This is a genomic window from Mycobacterium sp. smrl_JER01, assembly GCF_048513595.2.
Lineage (GTDB): Bacteria > Actinomycetota > Actinomycetes > Mycobacteriales > Mycobacteriaceae > Mycobacterium.
Window position 1 is genome coordinate 82,234 of the sequence record NZ_JBLXXK020000004.1, and the last position, 23,559, is coordinate 105,792.

22 protein-coding genes are annotated in these 23,559 nt (G+C 65.0%); 8 read left to right on the plus strand and 14 right to left on the minus strand.

The features are described 5' to 3' along the window. Nucleotides 1–7: 7 nt before the first annotated feature. The 7 genes from ACNUDN_RS30905 to ACNUDN_RS30935 all read right to left on the minus strand — a co-directional run bounded on the left by ACNUDN_RS30905 (nucleotide 8) and on the right by ACNUDN_RS30935 (nucleotide 7,129). Nucleotides 8–514 (minus strand): pyridoxamine 5'-phosphate oxidase family protein, encoded by a 507-nt coding sequence (locus tag ACNUDN_RS30905; protein WP_419125603.1) that lies wholly within the window; start codon nucleotides 512–514, stop codon nucleotides 8–10. 215 nt (nucleotides 515–729) lie between these two features. Next, entirely contained in the window at nucleotides 730–2,862 is a 2,133-nt protein-coding gene (locus ACNUDN_RS30910) for a heavy metal translocating P-type ATPase (RefSeq protein WP_419125604.1), read from the minus strand. A 55-nt stretch (nucleotides 2,863–2,917) separates the two neighbouring features. Next, complete coding sequence (locus ACNUDN_RS30915) at nucleotides 2,918–3,247, minus strand: metal-sensitive transcriptional regulator (protein WP_011856766.1); 330 nt, start codon at nucleotides 3,245–3,247, stop codon at nucleotides 2,918–2,920. A 70-nt stretch (nucleotides 3,248–3,317) separates the two neighbouring features. After that, nucleotides 3,318–3,596 carry a YHS domain-containing protein gene (locus tag ACNUDN_RS30920; RefSeq protein WP_419125605.1) on the minus strand — a complete coding sequence of 93 codons (279 nt, stop codon included), beginning with the start codon at nucleotides 3,594–3,596 and terminating at the stop codon, nucleotides 3,318–3,320. A 26-nt stretch (nucleotides 3,597–3,622) separates the two neighbouring features. Then, nucleotides 3,623–5,908 carry a heavy metal translocating P-type ATPase gene (locus ACNUDN_RS30925; protein ID WP_419125606.1) on the minus strand — a complete coding sequence of 762 codons (2,286 nt, stop codon included), beginning with the start codon at nucleotides 5,906–5,908 and terminating at the stop codon, nucleotides 3,623–3,625. 40 nt (nucleotides 5,909–5,948) lie between these two features. Then, nucleotides 5,949–6,920: a DUF8832 domain-containing protein gene (locus tag ACNUDN_RS30930; RefSeq protein ID WP_094295079.1), complete on the minus strand. Its 972-nt coding sequence runs from the start codon at nucleotides 6,918–6,920 to the stop codon at nucleotides 5,949–5,951. Then, nucleotides 6,917–7,129, minus strand: coding sequence for a heavy-metal-associated domain-containing protein (locus ACNUDN_RS30935; protein ID WP_094295078.1), 213 nt, complete (start codon nucleotides 7,127–7,129; stop codon nucleotides 6,917–6,919). Before ACNUDN_RS30935 ends, ACNUDN_RS30930 begins: the two co-directional genes overlap by 4 nt. Before the next feature lie 158 nt (nucleotides 7,130–7,287). On the opposite strand from ACNUDN_RS30935, the gene ACNUDN_RS30940 reads away from it, so the two are divergent. The 5 genes from ACNUDN_RS30940 to ripB all read left to right on the plus strand — a co-directional run bounded on the left by ACNUDN_RS30940 (nucleotide 7,288) and on the right by ripB (nucleotide 13,167). After that, on the plus strand, nucleotides 7,288–8,112 hold the full coding sequence (locus ACNUDN_RS30940; RefSeq protein ID WP_094295102.1) for an alpha/beta fold hydrolase: 825 nt from the start codon (nucleotides 7,288–7,290) through the stop codon (nucleotides 8,110–8,112). A gap of 460 nt (nucleotides 8,113–8,572) precedes the next feature. Continuing rightward, nucleotides 8,573–9,343: a helix-turn-helix domain-containing protein gene (locus tag ACNUDN_RS30945; RefSeq protein WP_094295101.1), complete on the plus strand. Its 771-nt coding sequence runs from the start codon at nucleotides 8,573–8,575 to the stop codon at nucleotides 9,341–9,343. A 47-nt stretch (nucleotides 9,344–9,390) separates the two neighbouring features. Next, nucleotides 9,391–10,344 carry a sterol desaturase family protein gene (locus ACNUDN_RS30950; protein ID WP_094295100.1) on the plus strand — a complete coding sequence of 318 codons (954 nt, stop codon included), beginning with the start codon at nucleotides 9,391–9,393 and terminating at the stop codon, nucleotides 10,342–10,344. 366 nt (nucleotides 10,345–10,710) lie between these two features. Further along, nucleotides 10,711–11,934, plus strand: coding sequence for a L,D-transpeptidase (locus tag ACNUDN_RS30955; protein ID WP_419125607.1), 1,224 nt, complete (start codon nucleotides 10,711–10,713; stop codon nucleotides 11,932–11,934). 486 nt (nucleotides 11,935–12,420) lie between these two features. Further along, nucleotides 12,421–13,167, plus strand: coding sequence for an NlpC/P60 family peptidoglycan endopeptidase RipB (gene ripB / locus ACNUDN_RS30960; protein WP_419125608.1), 747 nt, complete (start codon nucleotides 12,421–12,423; stop codon nucleotides 13,165–13,167). Nucleotides 13,168–13,229: 62 nt separating this feature from the next. On the opposite strand, the gene ACNUDN_RS30965 is transcribed toward ripB, so the two are convergent. From ACNUDN_RS30965 to ACNUDN_RS30990, 6 genes are all read right to left on the minus strand, one after another. Continuing rightward, on the minus strand, nucleotides 13,230–13,844 hold the full coding sequence (locus tag ACNUDN_RS30965; RefSeq protein ID WP_094295076.1) for a winged helix-turn-helix transcriptional regulator: 615 nt from the start codon (nucleotides 13,842–13,844) through the stop codon (nucleotides 13,230–13,232). 242 nt (nucleotides 13,845–14,086) lie between these two features. Beyond that, nucleotides 14,087–15,352, minus strand: a complete 1,266-nt coding sequence (locus tag ACNUDN_RS30970; protein WP_011856854.1) for an MDR family MFS transporter — start codon at nucleotides 15,350–15,352, stop codon at nucleotides 14,087–14,089. Next, nucleotides 15,349–16,467: a PLP-dependent cysteine synthase family protein gene (locus ACNUDN_RS30975; protein WP_419125609.1), complete on the minus strand. Its 1,119-nt coding sequence runs from the start codon at nucleotides 16,465–16,467 to the stop codon at nucleotides 15,349–15,351. The genes ACNUDN_RS30970 and ACNUDN_RS30975 overlap by 4 nt, the downstream gene beginning before the upstream one ends. Before the next feature lie 102 nt (nucleotides 16,468–16,569). Further along, nucleotides 16,570–16,986: a putative copper homeostasis (lipo)protein LpqS gene (lpqS, locus tag ACNUDN_RS30980; RefSeq protein WP_083407554.1), complete on the minus strand. Its 417-nt coding sequence runs from the start codon at nucleotides 16,984–16,986 to the stop codon at nucleotides 16,570–16,572. Nucleotides 16,987–17,319: 333 nt separating this feature from the next. Then, on the minus strand, nucleotides 17,320–18,240 hold the full coding sequence (locus tag ACNUDN_RS30985) for a M56 family metallopeptidase (protein ID WP_011856857.1): 921 nt from the start codon (nucleotides 18,238–18,240) through the stop codon (nucleotides 17,320–17,322). Further along, complete coding sequence (locus tag ACNUDN_RS30990; protein WP_024444607.1) at nucleotides 18,240–18,602, minus strand: BlaI/MecI/CopY family transcriptional regulator; 363 nt, start codon at nucleotides 18,600–18,602, stop codon at nucleotides 18,240–18,242. The genes ACNUDN_RS30985 and ACNUDN_RS30990 overlap by 1 nt, the downstream gene beginning before the upstream one ends. Nucleotides 18,603–18,927: 325 nt before the next feature. Here ACNUDN_RS30990 and ripA point away from each other — a divergent pair, with 325 nt between their 5' ends. From ripA to ACNUDN_RS31005, 3 genes are all read left to right on the plus strand, one after another. Beyond that, nucleotides 18,928–20,343 (plus strand): NlpC/P60 family peptidoglycan endopeptidase RipA, encoded by a 1,416-nt coding sequence (gene ripA / locus ACNUDN_RS30995; RefSeq protein ID WP_419125622.1) that lies wholly within the window; start codon nucleotides 18,928–18,930, stop codon nucleotides 20,341–20,343. A gap of 368 nt (nucleotides 20,344–20,711) precedes the next feature. Then, entirely contained in the window at nucleotides 20,712–21,458 is a 747-nt protein-coding gene (locus ACNUDN_RS31000; protein WP_067952909.1) for a response regulator, read from the plus strand. Then, nucleotides 21,455–22,639 carry a sensor histidine kinase gene (locus tag ACNUDN_RS31005; protein WP_419125610.1) on the plus strand — a complete coding sequence of 395 codons (1,185 nt, stop codon included), beginning with the start codon at nucleotides 21,455–21,457 and terminating at the stop codon, nucleotides 22,637–22,639. Before ACNUDN_RS31000 ends, ACNUDN_RS31005 begins: the two co-directional genes overlap by 4 nt. 16 nt (nucleotides 22,640–22,655) lie before the next feature. Here ACNUDN_RS31005 and ACNUDN_RS31010 read toward each other — a convergent pair whose 3' ends face one another. Further along, nucleotides 22,656–23,351, minus strand: a complete 696-nt coding sequence (locus tag ACNUDN_RS31010) for a DUF305 domain-containing protein (protein WP_094295099.1) — start codon at nucleotides 23,349–23,351, stop codon at nucleotides 22,656–22,658. Nucleotides 23,352–23,559 lie beyond the last annotated feature (208 nt).

A 23,559-nucleotide genomic window follows, 5' to 3' on the forward strand; every position in this document is an offset into this window, starting at 1 on the left:
CTGACGGCTAGTTTCCGCCTGTCAGGTCTGCCCGCCCGATGGCGTCGCCCGGATGACGCACGATGTCGAGGGCCGACATTCCGATGCCGTAGGTGGATAACCATCGCCTCGGCCGGACCGCGATGAAGCACAGCTCAGCACTCTGAGAGACGATGCGCTCCTCGGCGGCGAGAATGCGACGGAGAAACCAGTTCGCATGGAATGCCCATCGCGCGTCGGCGTTTTCGTGGTTCAGTATTTCGGCCGACCCCGCAAACTGGACAGCTGCCGGCGGCACCATGGGGAGAAAGCGGTGCGGCACGGGAATGACGATGGCTACCTGTGGGCATCGTCGGATGTTTCCCACCTTGACGTTCGTAGTCCGGGTCGTGATGTACAACGTCAGGTTTGTGCCTTCACCGGCCGCTGCGTACGTGACGGCCGTCGCGTGGGGGTTGCCGCTGCTATCGAGCGTCGACAGGGTGCCGAACGACCGTCGTCGAATCGAATTTTCGACAGTGGCGAGGTCGGTCACTGGTGCTCCTTCCTCCGCTTCCCCGGCTCCGATTGGGTGGCTTGTCGCTCAGCTACACGCCGTCTACGGCGCATCTGAAGATACCGGCGGTCGACGGATAATTGAGAATTCGACCGGCGACTGCATTCGCTTTCTTCGTGCGAAGCTCCACATGGTGGGGAGCGGCGATTCGAACTTCCCATGGTCGCCGGAGGCTCCACATGGTGGGCCGTCCCCTAACGGTTTAGAACGGCACGGGTGCTCGCCTCGGGCGCCAAATCAAGGCGGCGCAGAAGTTGCGCGTTGAGCGCTACGACGATCGTTGACAGTGACATGAGGATGGCGCCGACCGACATGGGCAGCACGATGCCGATGGGTGCCAGCACACCAGCAGCCAGGGGCACAGAGATGAGGTTGTACCCGGCGCCCCACCAGAGATTCTGTTTCATCTTGCGGTAGCTGGCGCGGGACAGCTCGATGACCGACAGCACCGAGCGGGGGTCGGAACTGGCCAGGATGACACCGGCGGAAGCGATGGCGACGTCAGTGCCGGCACCGATGGCGATGCCGACGTCGGCCTGCGCCAAGGCGGGGGCATCGTTCACTCCATCGCCGACCATGGCAACCTTTCTGCCCTCGTGTTGCAGGGCAGCAACTTTCGACGCCTTGTCTTCGGGGCGCACCCCCGCGAACACCCGGTCGATGCCCAGTTCGTGGCCGACACTATTGGCGACGGCTTCGGCGTCGCCGGTGATCATGACGACTTGCACGCCAAGCTTGTGAAGCGCATCGACGGCTTCGCGTGATTCGGGGCGGATCTCGTCGGCCAAGCGCAGGCCGCCGAGCACCTCTCCGTCGCGGATGACGTGCAGAATGATGGCGCCTTCCCCGCGCCACGCGGTGGCCGCGGGGACCTCCTGGGCGCCGGCTTCTTCGAGAAGTCGGGGGCCGCCCACTCGGATTTCGTGCCCGTCGACCGTCGCAGTCACACCGACGGCAGGAGAGGACGAGAAGCCGCTGGCGCGCGGCACCGTTAATCCCCTATCCTCGGCGGCTTTCACGATGGCCCGCGCCAGGGGGTGTTCACTGTCGGTCTCGGCGGCGGCGGCGAGCGCGAGCACGGTGTCGCCGTCGTCGTCTCCGGTCGCCTCGACGGCGGTGACGGTGGGTTCGCCTTTCGTCAGGGTGCCGGTCTTGTCGAACAGCACGGCGTCGACAGTGCGCATACCTTCCAGGGCCAGCCGGTCTTTGATCAAGACGCCGCCTCTGGCGGCGCGTTCGGTGGCGATGGACACGACCAGTGGTATCGCCAGGCCCAGCGCATGAGGGCAGGCGATGACCAGCACGGTGATCGCTCGTACCACCGAGGCATCGGGATTGCCGACGATTGTCCATGCCGCCGCGGTGATCGCGGCGGTGATCAGGGCGAACCAGAACAGCCAGCCGGCGGCCTTGTCGGCAAGGCGCTGGGCACGCGAGGACGAATTCTGCGCTTCGGTGACCAGGCGTTGGATGCCTGCTAGGGCGGTGTCGTCGCCGGTGGCGGTGATCTGGACCCGAAGCCCGGAATCGGTGGCGACGGTGCCGGCTGTGACGGGATCCCCGACGCCGCGGGTAACGGGCCGGGATTCGCCGGTCACCATGGACTCGTCCATGTCGGCGCGTCCGTCGACGATCTTGCCGTCGGCAGGGATGCTGCCGCCGGGTCGGACTACAACGACATCGCCGACGTGCAGGTCGGCCGGCGAGACGGTGACGGTGCGGTCGCCGTCGATCTTCTCGGCTTCGTCGGGAAGTAGTGCGGCCAGTGAGTCCAGCGCTGAGGTGGTCTGGGCCAGCGAGCGCATTTCTACCCAGTGGCCGAGCAGCATGATGACGATGAGAAGGGCGAGTTCCCACCAGAATTCCAGCTCGTGGTGGAGCAGGCCCAAGCTCGCGCCCCAGGACGCGAAAAAGGCGACGGTGATCGCCAGTCCGATCAGGAGCATCATTCCTGGTTTGCGGGAACGGATCTCGTTCAGCGCACCGGTGAGGAAGGGGCGGCCACCGACGACGTACATCACTGTCCCGAGCAGGGGCGCGATCCAGCGTGCGCCGGGGAAGTCAGGGACGTCGTAACCGAGCAGCATCGCGAACATGGTTGAGAACGCGACGACCGGTATGGCGATGATCAGGTTGATCCAGAAGAGCTTGCGGAATTGGGCCACGTGGTCACCGCCGTGGCCGCTATGGCCAGTGTGGCCGGTGTGATTGTCATGGCCGTGGTGTTCGCCGTGTGGGTGGGTGTCAGGGTGTGCGCTGGGGAATTGGTGCTGGGCGTGCCCGCCAGGGTGGGATGTTGCTACGCCGTGGTCATCGCGGTTTGTCATGTTCTTTCCTTAGGGGACTTCGCGTTTCAGTCGACGCGCATTGATGATGTGGGTGTTAGGAACGCACCAAGCGGGCGATGGCTTCAGAGGCTTCTGTGAGTTTGGCGTCAGCGGCCGGTCCGCCGGTGGCGGCGGCGTCACGGACGCAGTGGCGAAGATGGTCGTCAAGCAGTGCCAGCGCGACGCCTTGGAGGGCTTTGGTGAGCGCGTCTGTTTGGGTCAGGATGTCGATGCAGTACCGCTCCTCTTCGATCATTCTGCTGATGCCGCGGGCTTGGCCTTCGATGCGCTTCAACCGCTTGAGGTATTTGTCTTTATCGGTGATGTAGCCGTGGTGGGTGGTGCCTGTTGAGGGGCAGTGCCTGGTGTTGTCTGCGTGGGTCATGACGCTTTCCTTGTGCGTGGTGGTGACTAACTTTGGGTGCCCGGCGAGGAGTGCGCGACGAGGGTCGCGGTCATGCGGCGGAGGCATACTTGTCGGGGTCGCGGTCGAAGCGTGGTCCGCATCCCTTGCAGCAGAACCAGTAACGCCGACCGCGATAGTCACGGAATAGTCCCGCCGCTTCGGCGATCGTCTTGTTCACCGGAGTGCCGGGCATCACGGGGCAGGTGGTCTCGTTCTGCGCGCCGAGGTCAAGCAGGTTCCTCGCCGTAGGGTCGATGGCTGAGGTATCGATTTTGTCGGCTGCGCCGCTGCAGCAGCAGGCTGACGTGCGGTTCTGATTCTCGGACATGGGTTCTCCTCACAGGTGGCGGTGATTTAACTGGTGGTGTCGGCGGAAGTGGTTTTGAAGCGGCGCAGGCGCAGGCTGTTGCCCACCACGAAGACGCTGGAGAATGCCATTGCGGCTCCGGCCAGCATCGGATTGAGCATGCCCAGTGCTGCGACGGGGATCGCTGCGACGTTGTAGGCGAACGCCCAGAACAGGTTGGTTTTGATCGTCGACAGTGTTTCGCGGGACAGCCTGATCGCGTCAACGGCGCTGCGCAGGTCACCGCGCACCAGGGTGATGTCGGAGGCCTCGATGGCGACGTCGGTGCCGGTGCCCATCGCCAGACCGAGGTCGGCTTGGGCGAGGGCGGGCGCGTCGTTGACTCCGTCGCCGACCATGGCGACCGTCTTGCCTTCGGCTTGGAGGCGTGCGATGACGTCAACCTTGCCTTCGGGCATGACTTCGGCGATGACGTCGTCGATGCCGACTTCGGCGGCGATCTGTCGAGCGACGGCTTCGTTGTCGCCGGTGAGCAACACGGGGGTCAGCCCAATGTCACGCATCTGCGAGATTGCCTGTGCGCTTGTCGGTTTCACGGTGTCAGCGATGACGAGTACACCGCGCGCCTGCCCGTCCCACCCGACCGCTACCACGGTCTTTCCCTGGGCTTGCGCGCGGGCCTTGGCGTGGGACAGATCCGGGCTGAGGTGTTGCGCCCAGTCGGACAGCAGTGATTCGCGCCCAACGATGACGGCGTGTCCATCCACGATGCCGTGGACGCCTTTGCCTTCGACATTCGCGAAGTCCTCCGGAAGGGGCAAGGCCTGGAGTTCCTCGGCCGCCGCGGCGGCGACGGCTTGGGCGATGGGGTGCTCGGAGGCGTTCTCCAGGGCGCCGGCCAGTCGAAGCAGCTCCGCGCGTTCGGTTTCCGGCGCTGTAATGACATCGACCAGCGTCATTTTGCCGGTGGTGACGGTTCCGGTCTTATCCAGCACCACGGTGTCAACCTTGCGGGTGGATTCGAGCACCTCGGGACCTTTGATCAGCACGCCGATTTGTGCGCCGCGACCGGTGCCCACCAGCAGGGCGGTGGGCGTGGCCAGCCCAAGGGCGCAGGGGCAGGCGATGACGAGGACCGCGACCGCTGCGGTGAACGCGGCGGCGACTGAAAATCCCGCGCCCAGCCAGGCGCCGAGGGTGATCACGGCGATAGCGATGACGATCGGTACGAAGACGCCGGAAATGCGATCGGCCAGGCGTTGCACTTCGGCCTTGCCGGTCTGGGCGCGTTCGACCAGCTGGGCCATCTGCGCGAGCTGGGTGTCCGAGCCGACGCGAGTGGCCTGCACCACCAGCCGACCGCCGGCGTTGACGGTGGCACCGACCACGGTGTCGCCGGCAGCGACTTCCACGGGTACCGCTTCGCCGGTCAGCATCGAGGCGTCGACAGCCGAGGAACCGGACACCACCACGCCGTCGGTGGCGATCTTCTCCCCCGGACGGACTATGAAATCGTCGCCAACCACGAGTTCTTCGATGGCGATCTTGGTTTCCGTCCCCCCGCGCAGGACGGATACGTCTTTGGCGCCTAGGTCGAGCAGGGCTCGCAGTGCCGCTCCGGCCTGCCGTTTGGACCGCTTCTCGAAGTAGCGTCCGGCCAGGATGAACGTGGTTACGCCTGCGGCGACTTCGAGGTAGATGTTGGCGGCGCCATGCGACGGCGCCAGGGTGAACGCGAAGGGATGCTTCATACCCGGCGCGCCGGCACTGCCCAGAAACAGCGCATACAGCGACCACAGGAACGCCGACACGGTGCCCAGCGAAATGAGCGTATCCATGGTCGCGGTGCCGTGTCGCAGGTTGGCCCAGGCGGCCCGATGGAATGGCCATGCTGCCCACACGACGACGGGGGCCGCCAGCGTGAGCGACGCCCACTGCCAGTACGTGAACTGCAGCGCCGGGATCATCGCCATCGCGACGACCGGCACCGTCAGGACGGCCGAGGCCCTCAGGCGGTGCCGCAGCGACGCCAGTTCGGGGTCGGCGGTGTCCACGGCGTGCGGGGTGTCACCGGATGCGTCGGAGGGCATCGGCGTGCGCGGTGTCGGGAGCGCGGCGGTGTAGCCCGTCTTCTCCACCTCGGCGATCAGCAGCGCCGGATCGTATCCGTCAGGCACCGTGACGGTGGCCTTTTCCGTCGCGTAATTGACTGTCGCGGCCACGCCGTCGAGCTTGTTGAGCTTGCGCTCGATGCGGTTGGCGCAGGAGGCGCAGGTCATTCCCCCGATGCGAAGTTCCACACTCGGGCCAGACACCGGTGTCGATGTCGTCATGAAGCCACTGCCTTTCAGTTTCTGATTCGGACGGGATAGCTCAGTGCCCGCCGGCATGGCCGGCGTCACGCGATGGCTCTGGCGCGGGCTCGTTGGTACCACCGGGTGCGGCGTCGACGACGAAGCTGGCGGTGTGCACGGTGTCCTGGACTTTGAAGTCGAGGTAGAGCAGGTAGCGCCCCGCTGTGGGTGCGGTCGCCGCGAACGACACCGCAGGCCCACCGGTGCCGCCCGGTACCGGCTCGGCCCCCTCAGGGTGCACATGTAGATACGCCAGGTCTCCCTCACGCAAGGCGACGAGATGGCCGTAAGCCCCCAGGTAGGGCTGCAAGGTCATCACCGGCCGGCCGTCGCGCGTGACTGTCGCGGTGAGTTGGTGGGAGACGCCCGCGGTGAGTGCACCGTCCAGTTTCACGGTGTATCCGGCGATTTCATCCACGGTGCGTGTGGCACTCGCCACCGCCGGGACGAACGCGCCGGCCACCTGCACGGTTCGGGTGAGGGTGAGTTTGGCGCTGCCCGCCCCTGCGGGTTGGAAGTCGGCGAACACGCGGTAGGTGCCGGCGGCGTTCCACGTCCACGGCGTTGACCACGTGCCGGTGGCCGCGTCCAGCCTTGGGTGTACATGGGCGAAGTGCTGGCCGTCGGAACGGACCACGATGAGGTGCAGTTGCTTGTCGTGCACGGTCGCGTAGTCCAGCAGCGGCGTGCCGCCCGGGTCGACGATGGTGAAGCTCATCGTTCCCCGATCGTTGGGTGCGCTGGGGGACCACACCGGGCTCAGGACGTATCCGTCTTCGGCCAACGACAACCCCGGCGGGTCGGCGAAGGGAATGACTGGCGACGCCTGCTCGGTCGGCGGCGCGCTGTGATCCGCTGCAGCATCGGAAGTTTGGGTCTGGGGAGATGTCGCCGCGGTATCAGGGACGACCGCTGCGGCGGTGACGTATGCAGCCGTGAACGCCACTGCCAGTCCGGCACCAAACGCTGTCAATCGTCCCGCGGCGTTCATGCGACACGCACCGCCGAGTAGCCGGCCTCGTCGACGGCGTTGAGGATCTGCGCGTCGTCGACGGGACGGCTCGACGTCACGATCAGGGTGCCGGTTTTGGCGCTAACTTCGACGCCTTCAACTCCGGCAACCTCGCTGACCTCTTCACGCACCGACAGCTCGCAATGTCCGCAAGTCATCCCTGTGACGGCGTACGTGCTCGTGCTCATCACCGATCTCCTATCCTTACCGGGTGTAGATACCCCTACCGGGTATACGTAAGAGAGCATATACCCCTTAGGGGTATGCTTCAAGGGTTACTTTCCCGGGGGCCCCTGGCGAGGTGTCGACGCGCGTAGCGCTATCCCGGAACGGTGGGAGGGATCAGTTGGCGGTGCGCGCGTTACACGTCGGAGATGATGGCTGGCCCCTCATGGGGGAGGTCGTCGGGCGCGGCGAACTGATCATCATGCTTCATGGTGGGGGTCCGGATCACTACAGCATGCGACCGCTTGCTGACCGGCTCGCTGGCCGGTATCGCGTTGCGTTGCCTGACATTCGAGGGTACGGAGCATCGCGTTGTCCCGACCCGACGTTGCACCGATGGGATCAGTACGTCAGCGACGTCATTGCGATCATTCACGCGCTCGATGACACCTGCGCCCACCTTGTCGGCGCCGGACTGGGCGGCACCATCGTTTTGCGGACGTGCCTCCAGCACCCCCGTATCGCCCGGTCGGCGGTGGTCATCAGTGCTGAAGCGATAGAGGACGATGCGGACAAAGCCGCAGACACCGATCTGATGGATCGTTTCGCCGAGCGTGCCCGTTCCCGCGGTCTGCAGGCCGCCTGGGAATTGTTCATTCCTGATCTTCAGCCGCTGATCGCCAACCTGGTCGCTGAGGCTATTCCGCGCGCTGACGCCCACAGTGCGGCGGCCGCGGCGTCAATCGGTCATGACCGCGCCTTTGCAACGGTCGAGGACCTCCGGCGCATCGACACTGCGACGCTCGTCATCGCCGGCGACGACATCCGTCACCCCGAGTGCTTGGCACACAGCCTCGCCACTGTCCTTCCACAAGGGGTCCTCGCCGAAGTTTCGATGTCCCGCCAATTTGTCGACGCTGAGGACATGGCACACGCTTTCGGCCCGGCGATCGAGAACTTCCTTCGTAGAACATCGGACCGGGACACTCGGGTCCATGAAGACTAGGCACTAAGGACGGCAGCAGCAGTGAGGCCTGACGCTCCGGCGGCAAGCCGCTCGGGGGCAGCCTGTCGCGGTGCTGTCAGCCGCAGCAGGACTTTCCCTCGCCGGGCTTGCCTGAGCGGCGCCCACTAGTGACACGACCCACCGCGCACAAAGCGATGCATTTGGCGATCGACCGTGCGGTCTGGCTTTGGACGAGCTGCCGAAATCTTTCTTGTACGGTCACCAGCGATACGCCTTCCAGTTGTCGGGCTACCCGCTCCGGGTGATACAACGAAGGTACCCCTGAGGGGTATACGGTACAAGGGCGCCCGAGCTAGGCGCGGCGGTGGGTGACTGGCCAATGGCGCATATCCTGCATTACCCGTGGCGGCGGATGGCTGGCCACGCCCGATTCGATGTTCCCCGTTGCTGGCGCCGCGGTAAGTTGATTATTGGAAGGCCGTAGCATCGATTCGTGGCGATGATGCGGGATGGCGGTGGTATCACCGGTGAACCGCACTGGGGCGGGACGGCACTGCTGCGGCCTGGGGTGTTGGCGTTCACCGGATCGATTGGCACCACCGACCTACACGCCCACCATGCCGTCCAGATTGTCACCGCAACAACACCTTTCACGATGCGTGACGAGCACGGCAACCAGCATCGCGGCACCAAGGTGGTCGTGCCCGCCGATGCGCCACACCGGGTCGAAGTCGGCGCGCCGGAGGGCACCGTGGTGTTCTTGGAACCGGAGTCTGCCCCAGGGCGCTCGGCGCACTTGCGCGCGCTTCGGTCCGGCTGGACTGTTGCTCCGGTGTTGACGTTCACCCGCCGACGTCCGTTGGTCGTCGTGGTCGACGAGCTGATCGAACACCTCGCACCCGCCATGGCAGCTGATGAAGCAATGACGCGCCATCGCGCCGTCGATGAGGCGTTGCGGCTGCTCCCCGACCTTGTGGCTGCAGGCCCAGTCGGAGGTACCGAACTCGCGGCCCAGGTCGGTGTGTCTGCGAGCCGATTGACCCATCTGTTCACCGAACAGGTCGGCATTCCGCTGCGCCGCTACGTGCTGTGGTTACGGCTGCGGCTCGCCATCATTTGCGCGCACGCCGGCGATGACCTGACCGGCGCCGCGCATAATGCGGGGTTTTCTGACAGCGCCCATCTGACCCGTACCACGCGGGAGATGTTCGGGCTGGCGCCCTCGGCGTTGAGCCGGCACGTGTCCTGGGACCTCGACACCGCCGTGTAGCCGGATCATTCAAGCTCTGCCACGCCAGTAGCCGCGACGATCAGGTGGTGAGCACGAAGTCCCCGCCATTGACGGCGTTCACCGCGGCACAGGCGGTGGCCCGATACGGCTACGTGCCGGTCATGCTGCTCGGCCTCAACGGCGCCGGTGTGGCGTTAACCGCCGCCGGCGCCGCGAAATACTGGCTGCTGGCCGTGATGACCGTCGCGATTGCCACCGCGTTGCTGGTCGAACGTGTCATTCCGTATGACCCCGAATGGAATCATGATCAGGCAGACAGCAGGCGCGACCGCATCCACGTCGCAGTCAACGAGACGCTGATCCTGGCCAGCGTGGCTGCCATTCCACTACTAGCGGCGGTCGTCCCGGCCCCGCAGCTGTGGCCGCGCACCTGGGCATTGCCGCTGCAGGTCCTCGCCGCGATCATGATCGCCGACCTCGGCATCACCGTGGTCCATGTGGCCAGCCACAAGATCGGCGTGTTGTGGCGTTTTCACGCCGTGCACCACAGCATCACCCGCTTCTACGGCCTCAACGGCCTGATGAAACACCCGCTGCACCAAACCGTTGAGATGGCCGCTGGTGTGGCACCGCTCATCCTGATCGGTCTGCCCGTCAACGTGGCCTCCCTACTCGCGCTCGCGGTGGCGATCCAGCTGCTGCTGCAGCACTCCAACGCCGATTACCGCGTGGGCCCCGCCAAGTACGTCTTGGCTCTCAACGAAGGCCATCGCTTCCATCACCTCAAGTGGGCTGGCATCGGCGACGTCAACTTCGGGCTGTTCACCCTGGTCTGGGACCACCTGATGCGCACCTACTCCTATAACGCCGCCCGTCGATTCGACTCCACCCAGCTCGGCATGGCCGCACACCCCGACTACCCCACCGCGTACGGGCGGCAGCTGATACACCCCTTCACCCCCGCCGGAGGGTGCAGCCTCAAGTCCACGACCGCGACGAAGGACCGCACCGCGACGAGACCAACACTGGAGCAGGGCTGAGAGGGACCAGCATCTGGCGCTCCCGGACCGTGATTGCCTCAAGCGTTCCCGATCAGCCCAGAACGCGTACTAGACCCATAGCCTTTTACGTGGCCTATTGCGCGCCACGGTCCGACGATCGACGAACTAACGATCGGCAGCCCGTTCGGCGCCTGCCAGAGCTAGCCGGATGCCATGTCGGGCAGACCAGTGCGCAAGTCTGCGTCTTTACTGAATCTTCATCGAAGGACTAAGAAAGCCAAATGACGCATCAGCACACTTGAACCATATGCGTGAACGGTGCACCGCCGCCCGCGAACGGCTGTCGCGGCGCACGCTGTGCCCGCTCATCAGCGATGTCAACATTCGGATACGGAGACCACACTGATGCCGCAGGCGACTTGCCTCCCACCGTTTCGCAGGACGGCGCAGTGGCTGCGGACGGCCGTCCTGGCGATGGCGGTGCTGCTGATCGCGGCCGCGTGCAGCTCGTCGCCGGCCGCCGCGCCCCAGCCCGAGGTCATCACTGATAAAGGCACCCCGTTCGCCGACCTGCTAGTGCCCAAATTGCAGGCGTCGGTGACCGACGGAGCGATCGGTGTCGCGGTGGACTCCCCTGTTACCGTGTCCGCCGGTGACGGCGTTCTCGGCCAAGTCTCGTTGACCAACGAAGCCGGCGAACTCGTCGACGGACAGCTCAGCCCCGATGGCGTGTCCTGGTCGTCTGCCGAGCCGCTGGGCTACAACAAGCAGTACACCCTTCATGCCCAGGCCCTTGGACTGGGCGGCGCGACCACTACGACAGCGACCTTCGAAACCCACTCGCCCGACAACTTGACGATGCCCTACGTCCTGCCCAACGACGGCGAGACGGTTGGCGTGGGCCAACCCATCGCGATCCGCTTCGATGAAAACATCACCGATCGGATTGCGGCGCAGCAAGCGATCAACGTGACCACCACCCCCCCGGTCGAGGGAGCCTTCTACTGGCTCAATAATCGCGAAGTACGTTGGCGCCCGGCCGAATACTGGAAACCGGGAACAAAAGTAGAGGTGGCGGTCAACGCCTACGGCGTCAACTTCGGTGACGGGCTGTTCGGTCAGGATGACGTCACTACCCGGTTCACCATCGGTGACGAGGTCATCGCCACCGCCGATGACGCCACCAAAACGATGACTGTGCGGCGCAATGGTCAGATCGTCAAGACCATGCCCATCTCCATGGGTAAAGCCAAGACCCCGACCGATAACGGCGCCTACATCATCGGAGATCGTTACTCGTTTCTGGTGATGGATTCGTCCACCTACGGAGTTCCGGTCAACTCTCCTGACGGATACCGCACCGAGGTGGAGTGGGCGACCCAGATGTCCTACAGCGGGATCTACGTGCACTCTGCACCGTGGTCGGTGGGCAGCCAAGGCATCGCCAATGTCAGCCACGGATGCCTTAACGTCAATCCGGCCAACGCCCGTTGGTTCTACGACAACACCCGACGCGGCGACATCGTTGAGGTCATCAACACCACCGGCCCCACGCTGTCGGGGACAGACGGTTTAGGTGACTGGAACATCCCTTGGGATCAGTGGAAAGCCGGCAACGCCAACCTCTGAAACTCAGATCAGAAGCGGAGACTCACAACCGCCGCCTCCCAGTCACCTCGTGGCACCAGTTACGCGTGTCGACAGGACGTTTCGCATCACCGAACCGGGTTGCGAACTGCCGAGCGTCACCCAAGCATCGCGCGCCGCGGGGCCCACGCAGGACAGGTAGCGCAGCCCTTTCCGCTACGGCACCTTTGGTTTGCCGTCCTCAGGTAAAGGCGTTTTCACTTGTCCGGACCACCGATTATTTCGTAGTCCCGCCATCGACGATCGACACTTTCAAACACCCATTCGCAAAACACCATTAGCAATTTCAGCCGCCGAAATTCCAGCATTGTAATTCTGTTGCTGGTGTTACTGATGAGGCATATGTGAGTTAGGCTGATCTACGTATTCGCTACGTACATCGTTGCTGCACAGTACGGAACGCTCGGCTTCGCCTTTCTTGGCGAAACCAATCACCGGCGCTCCGACAGCCGAAAGAAAGAACGCCATATGGAACCGATGGCCCGATGCGTCCGCCCGGAGGAAGGCCGCGTATCTGCGGTCGGCTTTCGCCTGACTGGGGTGATCGTTGCCGTCGTCGCGACGGTACTTTTGGCGTGCACGCCAGCAGCCTCCGCCGAGCCGACAGGCGGTCGGTGGGATCCACTCCTGCCCAAGATCCCGAGTGCGGGAGCGCCCGGCGATCCGGTTGCCATCGCCAACGCGTCCTTGCAGGCGACGGCCGTTGCCACCCAGACTGCGATGGACTTGGGGCGTAGCTTCCTGAGCAGTCTCGGACTCGTCAGTCCCGCGGCAAGCCCCCAAACGAGCGTCCGCGGCAACCGTCTCTACGGTGCCCAGGCGATCGAATACGTTATCCGCAGGGCAGGAACGCAGATCGGCGTTCCCTACTCCTGGGGAGGGGGCAGCCTCACGGGCCCTAGTCGCGGTGTCGACCAAGGCGCAGGCACCGTCGGTTTCGACTGCTCAGGACTGACACGATTCGCCTTCGCCGGCGTCGGAGTACTGTTGCCGCGATGGTCCGGCGACCAGTACAACGCTGGCCGCAAGGTACCTCCCGCGCAAGCTAAACGCGGTGACCTCCTGTTCTGGGGGCCCGGCGGAAGCCAACACGAAGCGATCTACCTCGGCGGCGGAAAAATGATCGAAGCGCAACAAACCGGCGTTCCCATCAAGATTTCACCGGTGCGTACCGCCGGGATGACACCGTACGTCATACGGATTATCGAGACCTGACCCCGAACGCTTCCGCCAACAGCTTCCTCCCACCAAAAGCCTGGTCCGCACCGGGTAACGGTTCAGCCGGCCAGACAGTAGCCGATGCCGCGGACCGTCCGGACATAGCGCGGACAAGACGGGGCGTCACCGAGCTTGCGACGAAGATTGCCGATGTGCACGCCCAGTGCTGACCGCCCGCCGGGCTGCGTCGCCCCCCACAGGGCTTCCTGAAGTCGTCGGCACGTCACGGGCTCCCCTGGATCATCGGACAAAACCCGAAGGATCGCGAACTCCGTTCGAGTCAGCGATATGACGTTGCCGCGCTGATAGACCCGCCGGACCGCCACGTCGATCACCAGATCGTCGACGTGGCGTCGCTGCGCGCCGCCTTCCTCGCTGCGCTGGTGAGAATGCCTGAGTGTCTGCCGTATTCGCGTGCTGAGTCTGTCGCGGGAGCCGATGGGAGCCACTCCGACGCGCGATATCAGTGGCGCCATCTCTGTGTCGGCGAGCGCGACGACGCCGCACTGGGCGGCCTGGCGAACACGGTCAAGGACGACGGCGCCGTGCGCGGATGATCCCAGGCACACCACCACCACGTCGGGGTCATCGCCGCGCACCGCGGTGAGCGCTGCAGCATCTGAGCGTGCGACGTCGACGGCGAACTCTTCGGCGCGTAGGGTGCGGGCCAACATGTCGGCGTAGATGCGCCGAGGTTCAACCAGCAGAACGCGAATGCGCCCAGCGGCTATCGCCGGAGAGGCAACGCTGCCCGAAGCGGGGTGCGGCTCGATGGTCGTGGCAGTCTCCTTGCCAGCGTGGGCCATTCAGGGCGTGAAGGCGTCTGCGCGGATGCTGGAACCAGCATATCGCCATCTACGTAGTTACTACGTAGATGGCGATATCGGGTGTCGGACATGTTCGCGTCTTCGGGTGTTCAGCGGGGGGTTTGCGCGCCAGAGGATGTCAGCTGTTCGGGTTGAAGTCGGCCGCGTCGGTCCAGCCGGAACAAGGCGGCTGCGGAGGCCAGCCCGATTGCCGACAGCAGGACCCACAGCAGCCAGGGTTGCCCGAGATCTCGGGCGGCCTGCATCAGCGAGCCGGTGGCCAGATTGCCGACAAGAATGCCGACTCCGACGATGGTGTTGTAGAAGCCGTAGTGCGTTCCGATGAGACGGTTGTTGGCCAACGAGACGACGGTGTCCATCTCGAACGGGAAGACGGCCGCCGACCCGACCGCCAGCACCGCCGTGGCGACGAGTAGCGCGGTCGCGGCGGCGACTCTGCCTGCCCTGGTGTCATCGGGCAGCACGATCAGCGGCAAAAACGACGCCGCGAGGATCAGCATGCCGATCACCAGGGAGCGGCCGGCGCCCCAGCGGTGGGCGAACCATCGTGTGATCCGCATCTGGCCGAGGACGGCAACCAGACCCGAGACCACGAAGATCATGGCGGTGACAACGGAATCGTTGCGCGGAAACAGGTCTCGCGCCTGAAGCGGCAATGCCAGATAGACCTGGAATGACAAAACATACGACCCGATCATGGCCGCCGCGAAGAGCAGAAAGGAACGGTTGGCCGCTACTGTTCGCCAGTCCTGCAGCACCGATGTCTTCTCATCAGGTGTCCCCGCGGCGCGGTGGGGCAATGCTAAGAGTTGGGCCACGGTCAGCGCTGCGAACACGACCGCTGCGGCGGCAGCTGTCATTCGGAAATCGACGAACATCAAGGCCAGCCCGACAAGGGGTCCGGCCAGAATGCCCGCCTGATAGAACACGTTGAACACCGCGAAGGCTTCCACGCGCCGTGGGCCCGCATCGGCCGCCAGATAGGCGCGCACCGCAGGATTGAACAGGGCGCCGGCGAAGCCGGTTGCTGCCGAGGCGATCAGAACCGCCGGCAGCGATTCAGCGAAGACGAGCAGGCCGAATCCTGCTGTCCGGAGGACACATCCGCAGACGATGAGCGGTTTGTAGCCCAGCCGGTCTGCCAGAGTGCCGCCGATGAGAAACATGCCTTGCTGGGAGAAGTTGCGCACACCCAGCACCAGGCCGATGGCCCACGCGGCCAGCCCCAACGGGCCGGCGAGGTAGCCGGCCAGGTAAGGCATGAGCATGTAAAAGCCCAGGTTGATGCCGAACTGGTTGATCATCAGCATCCGACTCGGCCAACCAAAGCTGCGGAAAGCTGACAGCAGGGTCATCGTGGCTGCACCTCGGTGGGGTCGACAACGGTGGTGCACCGCGTCCACGCCGTGACTGTCTGGGTCATCGGGTCCTCAATGGTGGCGGGATGCCGTGGGAGCGCTGCGTCGAGCAGGCCGTGGGCGCGGCAGTAGTCGTCGTTGTAGATGGTGTCGAAGTAGCGTTGCGGACCGTCTGGGAAGATCGCTGCGACCGTGGCTCCGGCAGGGCTATTGCGTGCGACCCAGCCTGCAACCAGGGCGACCGCACCGACGCTCCAGCCGCCACTGGCGTAGTGGGTGGCCGCCAGGGTGCGGCATGCCCACACCGACTCCGCGGGGGCAACCCAATGCACTTCGTTGAACGCTTGGTAGTCGACGTTGCCGGGATAGATGCTCGATCCCAGGCCTCGCATGAGCCGAGAAGCCGCGGGCTGGCCGAAGATCGTCGAGCCCACCGTGTCGACGCCGATCAGCCGCAGCTGCGGGTTAAATTCTCGGAGGACGCGTGCGACGCCGGCCGAGTGGCCTCCGGTGCCCACCGAGCACACCAGGACATCAACGGCGCCGAGTTGTTCGTTCAGTTCCAACGCGAGCCCGCGGTAGGCCTCGACGTTATCGGGGTTGCTGTATTGATCGGGATGCCAGGCGCGCGGGTCGGTGGCCAAGATCTTCTGCACGCGGTCACGGCGAGCCTGCTGCCAGCCTCCCTGTGGGTGCGGTTCAGTGACCAATTCGATGTCGGCGCCGAATGCGGCGAGCATATTCTGAATGATCGGCTCCATCCCGGGGTCGGTGACCAAGGTGACGGGGTGCCCGTAGACCGTTCCGGCTAGTGCGAGACCCAATCCTAGTGTCCCGCTAGTGGATTCGACGATGCGGGCGCCGGGGGTAAGTGCCCCGCGGGAGCGGGCGCGTTCGACCATGTGTAGCGCGGGTCGGTCTTTCATTCCTCCCGGGTTGAAGCCTTCGAGTTTGGCCCAAAAACCCCGCTCTTCTGACGTGAACGGTGCGGTGATTCTCAAGACAGGGGTCTGGCCGACCATGGTGGCCGGTCGCTCGTTGCGGCCGCGTTGTGGCTGCGCCGATCGGGTGTGCGAAGGGCGTGCATGACGGATTGGCAGGGCAGGATTCATCGATGAATGTCGCTTCTGTGAGGCCGCGACGAAGCGCGGCGACTGACGGCAGGGAGCGGTCACCGGCCACCGTCGAAGACGACGGGGCCTGACGCTAGCCGATCAGCGGCGCGCGATACACAGGTGGGCGAGCACGTCGCGGCCGGTGCGCAGGGCGCGGGCGTTCCGTGGTGGACCGCGGATAGGCGCCTTCGCCGCCTGGCACCACAGCAGCGGAAGTACAGCCACGACGAGGCCCAGCGCGAGCGCGATCAGGGAAACCGTTCCCCGCGGCAGGATCGCTTCGGCCAGGGTGTCGGGCGTGCACTCGGCGTCGGGTTGGGAGACGTGGGGGTGGTCGAGCTCGACAGACATCGGCGCGCCGACCGCACTGGCGGCCAGGGTGTGGGGTCCGTGCGCAGGTGCCGCATTCACGCCGGGCAGTGCCCACTCGGCTCCGACGATGACGGTCCAGAACGCGATCAACGCCGCGACGATGGCGCGGCGGCGTTGCCCAGAGTTCGCGTCGAAGTACTTCACGATGTTGCCGACTGTAGCAGCGGATCGGCGAATTCCGGCTCGGCCCCTGAGCCGATGCCGGGTTGTGATCAGACAGCGACCGCCGTTGCGCCGAGCCAACCGGCCGTTCCGTCGCACGATCGAATTCGCCCGATGCCCTTGCGAAAACGCCCTTTTGGAGGTTCCGCGAAGGAGATGCAATAGATCGGAGCGCTGCTTGCACCGCAGATCATCTACGGTTTTACTACGTAGATAATTTGCTCTCTATCGGCCCGCGCGCCAAGCGGTGTTTCCTTTGCTGGCGGCCTACGCGCATTGGCTCCACCTGCGCAACGTGCGGCCGGCGTTGAGGCGCTAGTGGTGGCAGAGCACCTGGATGAGAGCGGGTGTGGCGAGCATGGCGGTGATCGCGGCTGTCAGGCAGATGCGGTGGCGCCATCGCACGTGCCGGCGTGTGGGGGTGAGCAGGCGCTGCGCTCGCGCGATGACCGCTGTTCCCGCCGCGGCGAGGCCTTCCCGCGCAGGCGGGTGTTCTCCGGCCAGAGCAGATAATCCAGCCAACAGCGGATGCGTGCCGACGCGGCGCACGGCGGTGTCGTCAGCGCACATCTCCAGCAGTTCACCCACACGATGAGGAGCCGTCGCGAAAAGCGGAAGCCGCGGCAGTGTGCCCCCCAGAGCGCGGAGGGCCATGAGGATGTGGTGGTGGCGCCCCGAGATGTGCGCGTTTTCATGCGCCAGAACCGCTTTGAGCTGTGATCGGTTCAACGACTTCATCGCCGCGGAGGTGACGATGATGGCGTTCGGGCGTCCGACCACGCAGTAGGCAGCAGGCCGGTCGGCCTCCACGACCACCACATTGGGATGGTCGGTGGGTCGGCCGACGATCCGCGCGGCACGCGCGTGCTCGTGACTTCGCGCCCGCAGCCGCGACAAGCAGCGACCGATCCGCATTACGACGAACCCTGACGTCAGGGTTCCTACCGCGATGAGAACAACAGAACCGATTCGTCCGGCCATGGGGGTGTGCTCGGAGAAGCCAAACAGCTCCAGGCACAGCGTCACGACCGCGCCCGTACGAATACTGTCCGTCGTTGCGCCGATGACCATGATCAGCGCGACGAGCCACGCCGTCAGCGTCGCGGCGACGGTGGCCAGCCAGGCGGCCACTCCCATATGGGGGCTGATGCCGTGACGGGTCATCCGCCTCAGGACCGGTGGCGCCCACCAGGCCAGCGCGCTGCCATAGAGGAGCAGCCACAGCGCGGCGGTCATCACCGACGCCCCTTGCGCAGAGCCGCCTTCAATTGAGCGGACTGCTCGGCGTTCATCTGCTCAACAAAGAACGCCAGCACCGCATCGGTATCCCCGCCGGCGTCGAACGCGGCCTTCATCAAACGCGCGGAACGCTCCTCGCGGCTCATGGACGCCTGATACACGTACGCTTTCCCATCGCGCTGACGTTGCAACCAGCGCTTGCGGTACAGGTTGTCCATCGTCGACATCACGGTGGTGTAAGCGATCTGGCGCCGTTGAGAGATCTCGTCGAAAACCTCACGCACCGTGACAGGCTCGGCGTAATCCCACACGCAATCCATGACCACCGCTTCGAGGTCGCCGAATCCTCGCTGTTCCATTTGCGCCTCCCGCTCTCCGCGACGAGCTGGCCTCCTCGCGCCCCGAGCTCTTCAGCCCCCAATGTAGCTGCCGAGCTGGGAAAAGCCGCGATACGCCTCACCTCGACCGCATAGGGCGAGCATCTGCACTACCGGCCGCGGCGCGCGAAGCTAGCGCCCGTGACGCACAGTTGTAACCGACCCGAGACTGTGACAGACGTTCCTCCTGATACCAAAGTGATGTACGTTCCGTCTACGTACTATTGTGCTACGTACTTAGCTCGGTAGTAGGAGTGCCGCGAGTGCCGTTCGGCTTAGGTGCGCGGCTCGACAACGCTCACCCCAGCTGAGGAGATCGATGCGGCGCCTCACTTCTTTCCTGAGTCTCTGCGCATTAATGCCGGCACTAGTGCTCAGCGCCCCGGGTACCGCTGTTGCCGGGCATGACGGCAGCCCCGACCGCGACGACGTTCCCTCATTGGTTGCGGCCTTCGCCGAAGCGAACCAGCGGATGGCCGACGTCGGTAGCGACATTCAGATCAAGCAAGAGGGCGTCAACCGTGCCCTGGTCGAGGTCGCGGCCGCTCGCGACACCCTCGCGCAGGCCCGGCGCGACGTTGTTGCCAGCGACCAAGCCCTTACCGACAGCCAACACGCGATCGAGGCCGCGCAACAGCGCTTTGACCGCTTCGCCGCGTCGACCTATACGAACGGGCCGTCGGGTGCGTTGCCGCTGGCACAAAGTCCCGAGGAGATCCTGGCCGGGGCCTCGACCCAGCAGACCCTCACCATCAGCTTTCAGCGGGTCCGCGACGACCTCCTGCGTCGGCAGACCGATCAGGCCAACAAGCTTTCTGCTGCGACGGCAGCGCGGGCGCGCGCCGAGAGCGCCGCCGCGGACGCCCAACGCCGGCAAGACGACGCGGTAGCCGCACTCCGGGACGCCCAGCAGACGTTTACCGCACAGCAACGCGAGGTCGAACGGCTCGCTACCGAACGCGACTCCGCTCAAGCTCGACTGGAAGCCGCCCGACCGGTGGCGGCGACAGCCGCCGCGCCCAGTGCCGCGCAACCCGGCACTGGGCCGGCATCCGGTGCTCCCTGGGACCGCGGCACCACGTCGCCGGGGGGCGCCACCAAGGGGGGCCTGTGGGACACCACGCTGCCGATGGTGCCCAGCGCTAACCTGGCCGGCGACCCGGTGGCCATCATCAATGCCGTCCTCAAGATCATGGCGACCTCGGCGCAGCTGACGGCCGACATGGGCCGCAAGTTCCTCACCAAACTCGGCATTCTGTCTCCAGTCACCGCCGCCGCAGATCCCGGCATCACCAACGGACGCATCCCCCGCCTCTACGGCCGCCAGGCCTCAGAATTCGTGATTCGCCGCGCCATGTCACAACTGGGCGTGCCCTACTCCTGGGGCGGCGGCAACGCCAACGGCCCGTCACGAGGCATCGACCAGGGCGCCAACACCGTGGGTTTCGACTGTTCGGGCCTGATGCTGTATGCCTTCGCCGGCGTCGGCATCAAACTCGACCACTACTCCGGATCGCAATACAACGCAGGCCGCAAGATCCCCTCGTCACAGATGCGACGCGGTGACCTCATCTTTTACGGCCCCAACGCCAGCCAGCACGAAGCGATGTATCTGGGCGACGGCATGATGATCGAAGCCCCCTACACCGGGTCGGTCGTCAAGATCTCGCCCGTACGCACCTCCGGCATGACGCCCTACGTCACCCGCTTGATCGAATATTGACATCGCCGCGATGCCGCGCAGGTGTACCGGTCAGTGCGCCGCGGTGCGGCCGCTGCGAATCGGCCTCCTCAGGCACGTCAGGCCGCCCCGAACGACGCGGCCAGCGAGAGGCGTTAAATAGCGCCGTCGCGCCGGCGATCGCAGCCGCCCACAGCACCACGACCACGGCACACAGGATCAGCCACGCTTGCCACCCGAGACTGTTCGGGCACACGTCCATCAGCCAACGCATGTCAGGCCCTCCTCCGCAGTGAGCCTCACCCCACCGCAGGAGGAAAACGGTATGAGTCGTGTGAAGATCTGCTGAAGATCCAGCCGCCCGGTCAGCCATACCTGGTTACGGGCGCACCAGCAGGCACCATATGGACATGCAGCACCACCACCTGGGCGCGCCTGAGAGCGCGAAGGGATACCGCGCGCTGGTCGTCGACGACGAACTCCCCCTGGCCGAAGTAGTGGCCAGCTATCTCGAACGCGAGCAGTTCGAAGCCGTCGTCGCCGGCAACGGTGTCGACGCAATCGCCGTCGCACGCGACCTGGATCCCGATGTCGTCATCCTTGACCTCGGTCTACCCGGCATCGACGGACTCGAGGTCTGCCGGCAATTGCGGACCTTCTCCGACGCCTACGTCGTCATGCTCACCGCCCGTGACACCGAACTGGATACCGTGCTCGGCCTCACCGTCGGCGCCGACGACTACATCACCAAACCCTTCAGTCCCCGCGAGCTGGTCGCGCGCATCCGCGCCATGCTGCGGCGACCCCGCATCCTGCAAACAGCCGCCGCACCCGCCGAACGAGAGACAGCCCCGCCGCGCCGCTTCGGCGCACTGAGCATCAACGTCGCCGCCCGTGAGGTACATATCGACGACGAACTAATCCTGTTGACCCGCACCGAATTCGACATTCTCGAAGCCCTGTCCGCGCGGCCAGGAATCGTGCTGAGCCGTCGACAACTTCTCGAAATAATTCGCGACGAACCCTGGGTCGGCAACGAACACCTCGTCGACGTCCACATCGGACACTTACGACGCAAACTCGGCGACGACGCCGCACGCCCCCGCTACATCGCCACGGTTCGAGGTGTCGGATACCGGATGGGAACCGGACAGTGACTCCCCCACCTACGTCGACCCCTCGCCGGCGTCGACGGCCGGGCCGTCCCGGTATCGGCCTGCGACTCCTGGCGGCCCAAGCCATCGTGCTGGCGGCCGGAGCGGCGACGACCGCGGTGGTCGCTGCCGTGGTCGGCCCACCGCTGTTCCGCGAACACCTCCACCGTGCCGGTGTCCCGATGGACTCCCTGGAAGAAGTCCACGCCGAAGAGGCCTACGGCTACGCAACGGTGATCTCCATCGGAGGCGCCCTAGCGGTGTCAGCACTGGCCGCCCTCGTGGTCAGCTTCTACGTCAGTCGACGCCTCCAACGGTCCATCACCGAAGTCGCCGCCGCGGCCACCGATGTCGCTGAAGGGAACTACGACATCCGCGTGTCACCGCCGCGCCTCGGCGATGACTTCGACGCCCTCGCAACCGCATTCAACCAAATGGCCTCCCGGCTTCAAGCCGTCGATTCGACACGCCAGCAACTGTTCGGAGACCTCGCGCACGAGATCCGCACACCCGTGGCAGTACTCGAGGCCTACATCGAGGCACTCGAAGACGGCGTGCGCTCCTTGACACCCCAGACAGCAGCCATGCTGCGCGACCAAACCCGTCGGCTGGTGCGATTCTCCGATGACGTCGCCGCGCTGGCGAAGGCCGAGGAAAGTGCGATGTCTATGTCCTACGCCTCCCTCGACGTGAACCGCCTAACCCGCCAGTGCGTCGCAGCAGCACAAGAACGCTATGACACCAAGGGGGTCGGACTGCGCGTACACCTCCCGCAACCGCTACCGCCGCTTTGGGCCGACGAACAACGACTGTCTCAAGTGTTGGGGAACCTGCTGGAGAATGCGCTACGGCACACACCGCCCGGCGGGTCGGTACACCTTCACTGTCTTCGTGACGGCGACCAGATAAGAATCATCGTCGCCGACACCGGAGAAGGGATCGCCGCCGAGCACGTCACCCGAGTGTTCGAACGGTTCTACCGGGCAGACACCGCCCGCGACCGCGAGCATGGCGGCGCCGGTATAGGGCTCGCCATCGCCAAAGCGCTCATCGAAGCCCACGGCGGATCCATCTCGGTAGCCAGTGCTGGACCCGGCGCCGGCGCAACATTCACCATCGCCCTGCCCATCACCCCGATACGCAGCCAGCACCACCCTGCGACGGCTGACTCAGCGCGTCGCTGACGAGTGCCCCTCCGCGCTACTTGTCCAACATTCCCTGCATCGTGTCGATCTCCGCTTGCTGAGAAGACACGATGTTGCGCGCCATCTCGACTGCCGCCGGGAACTGGCCGTTGTCAACTTCCTGCTGCGCCATCATGATCGCGCCCTTGTGATGCTCGATCATCTGGGTCAAGAAGAGTCGGCTAGCCTCAGCGCCCTGCGCGTTCTGCAGTGCAGCCATATCGGCTTCCGACATCATGCCCATACCGCCGCCGCTCATACCCGGCATATCACCCATGTCTCCGCTGGGCATTTGATGGCCAGGCATGTCATGACCGGGCATTGCGGCGGTGCTGGGGGCCGTTGTCGACGAGGACACTCCCCAGTCCCGCAGCCAGCCCTGCATCTGTTCGATCTCAGGACCCTGAGCGTTCTTGATCTCGTTGGCGAGTGACACTACTTCAGGATCAACTCCCTGCTTGCCGAGCAGCATGTCGCTCATCTCGATCGCCTGCTGATGATGAGGGATCATGCCCTGCGCGAACGTCACATCAGCATCGTTATGGGCAGCGTCACTGCTCGCAGCACTGGGCGAAGCCGACGCCGACGCTGCTGCCGAGGTGGTGCTCGACGCCGATGACTGAGACTCGTTCGTTGCATTCGAACAGCCGCTGACAAACAGGGCCGACGCCGCAAGCGTCGCAAGCCCGAATCCAAAACGCTTGTGCTGCATCGCACATCCTTCCTCGAACATCTTCGTGACACCATGCGTCCACACGGCAAGCCTTGCGCCGCCGCACCCCAGCCTCAGCAATCCGAGTATGGGTCGGTTCGTGATCCGATGAAGATTTGATGAAGACACCTCCCCCGGTCTGTCACCCGCGGTCGGCGCCACCCGAGGCGCAGCCACCTCACGCAGTAGCCACGCACTGCCCACCTAC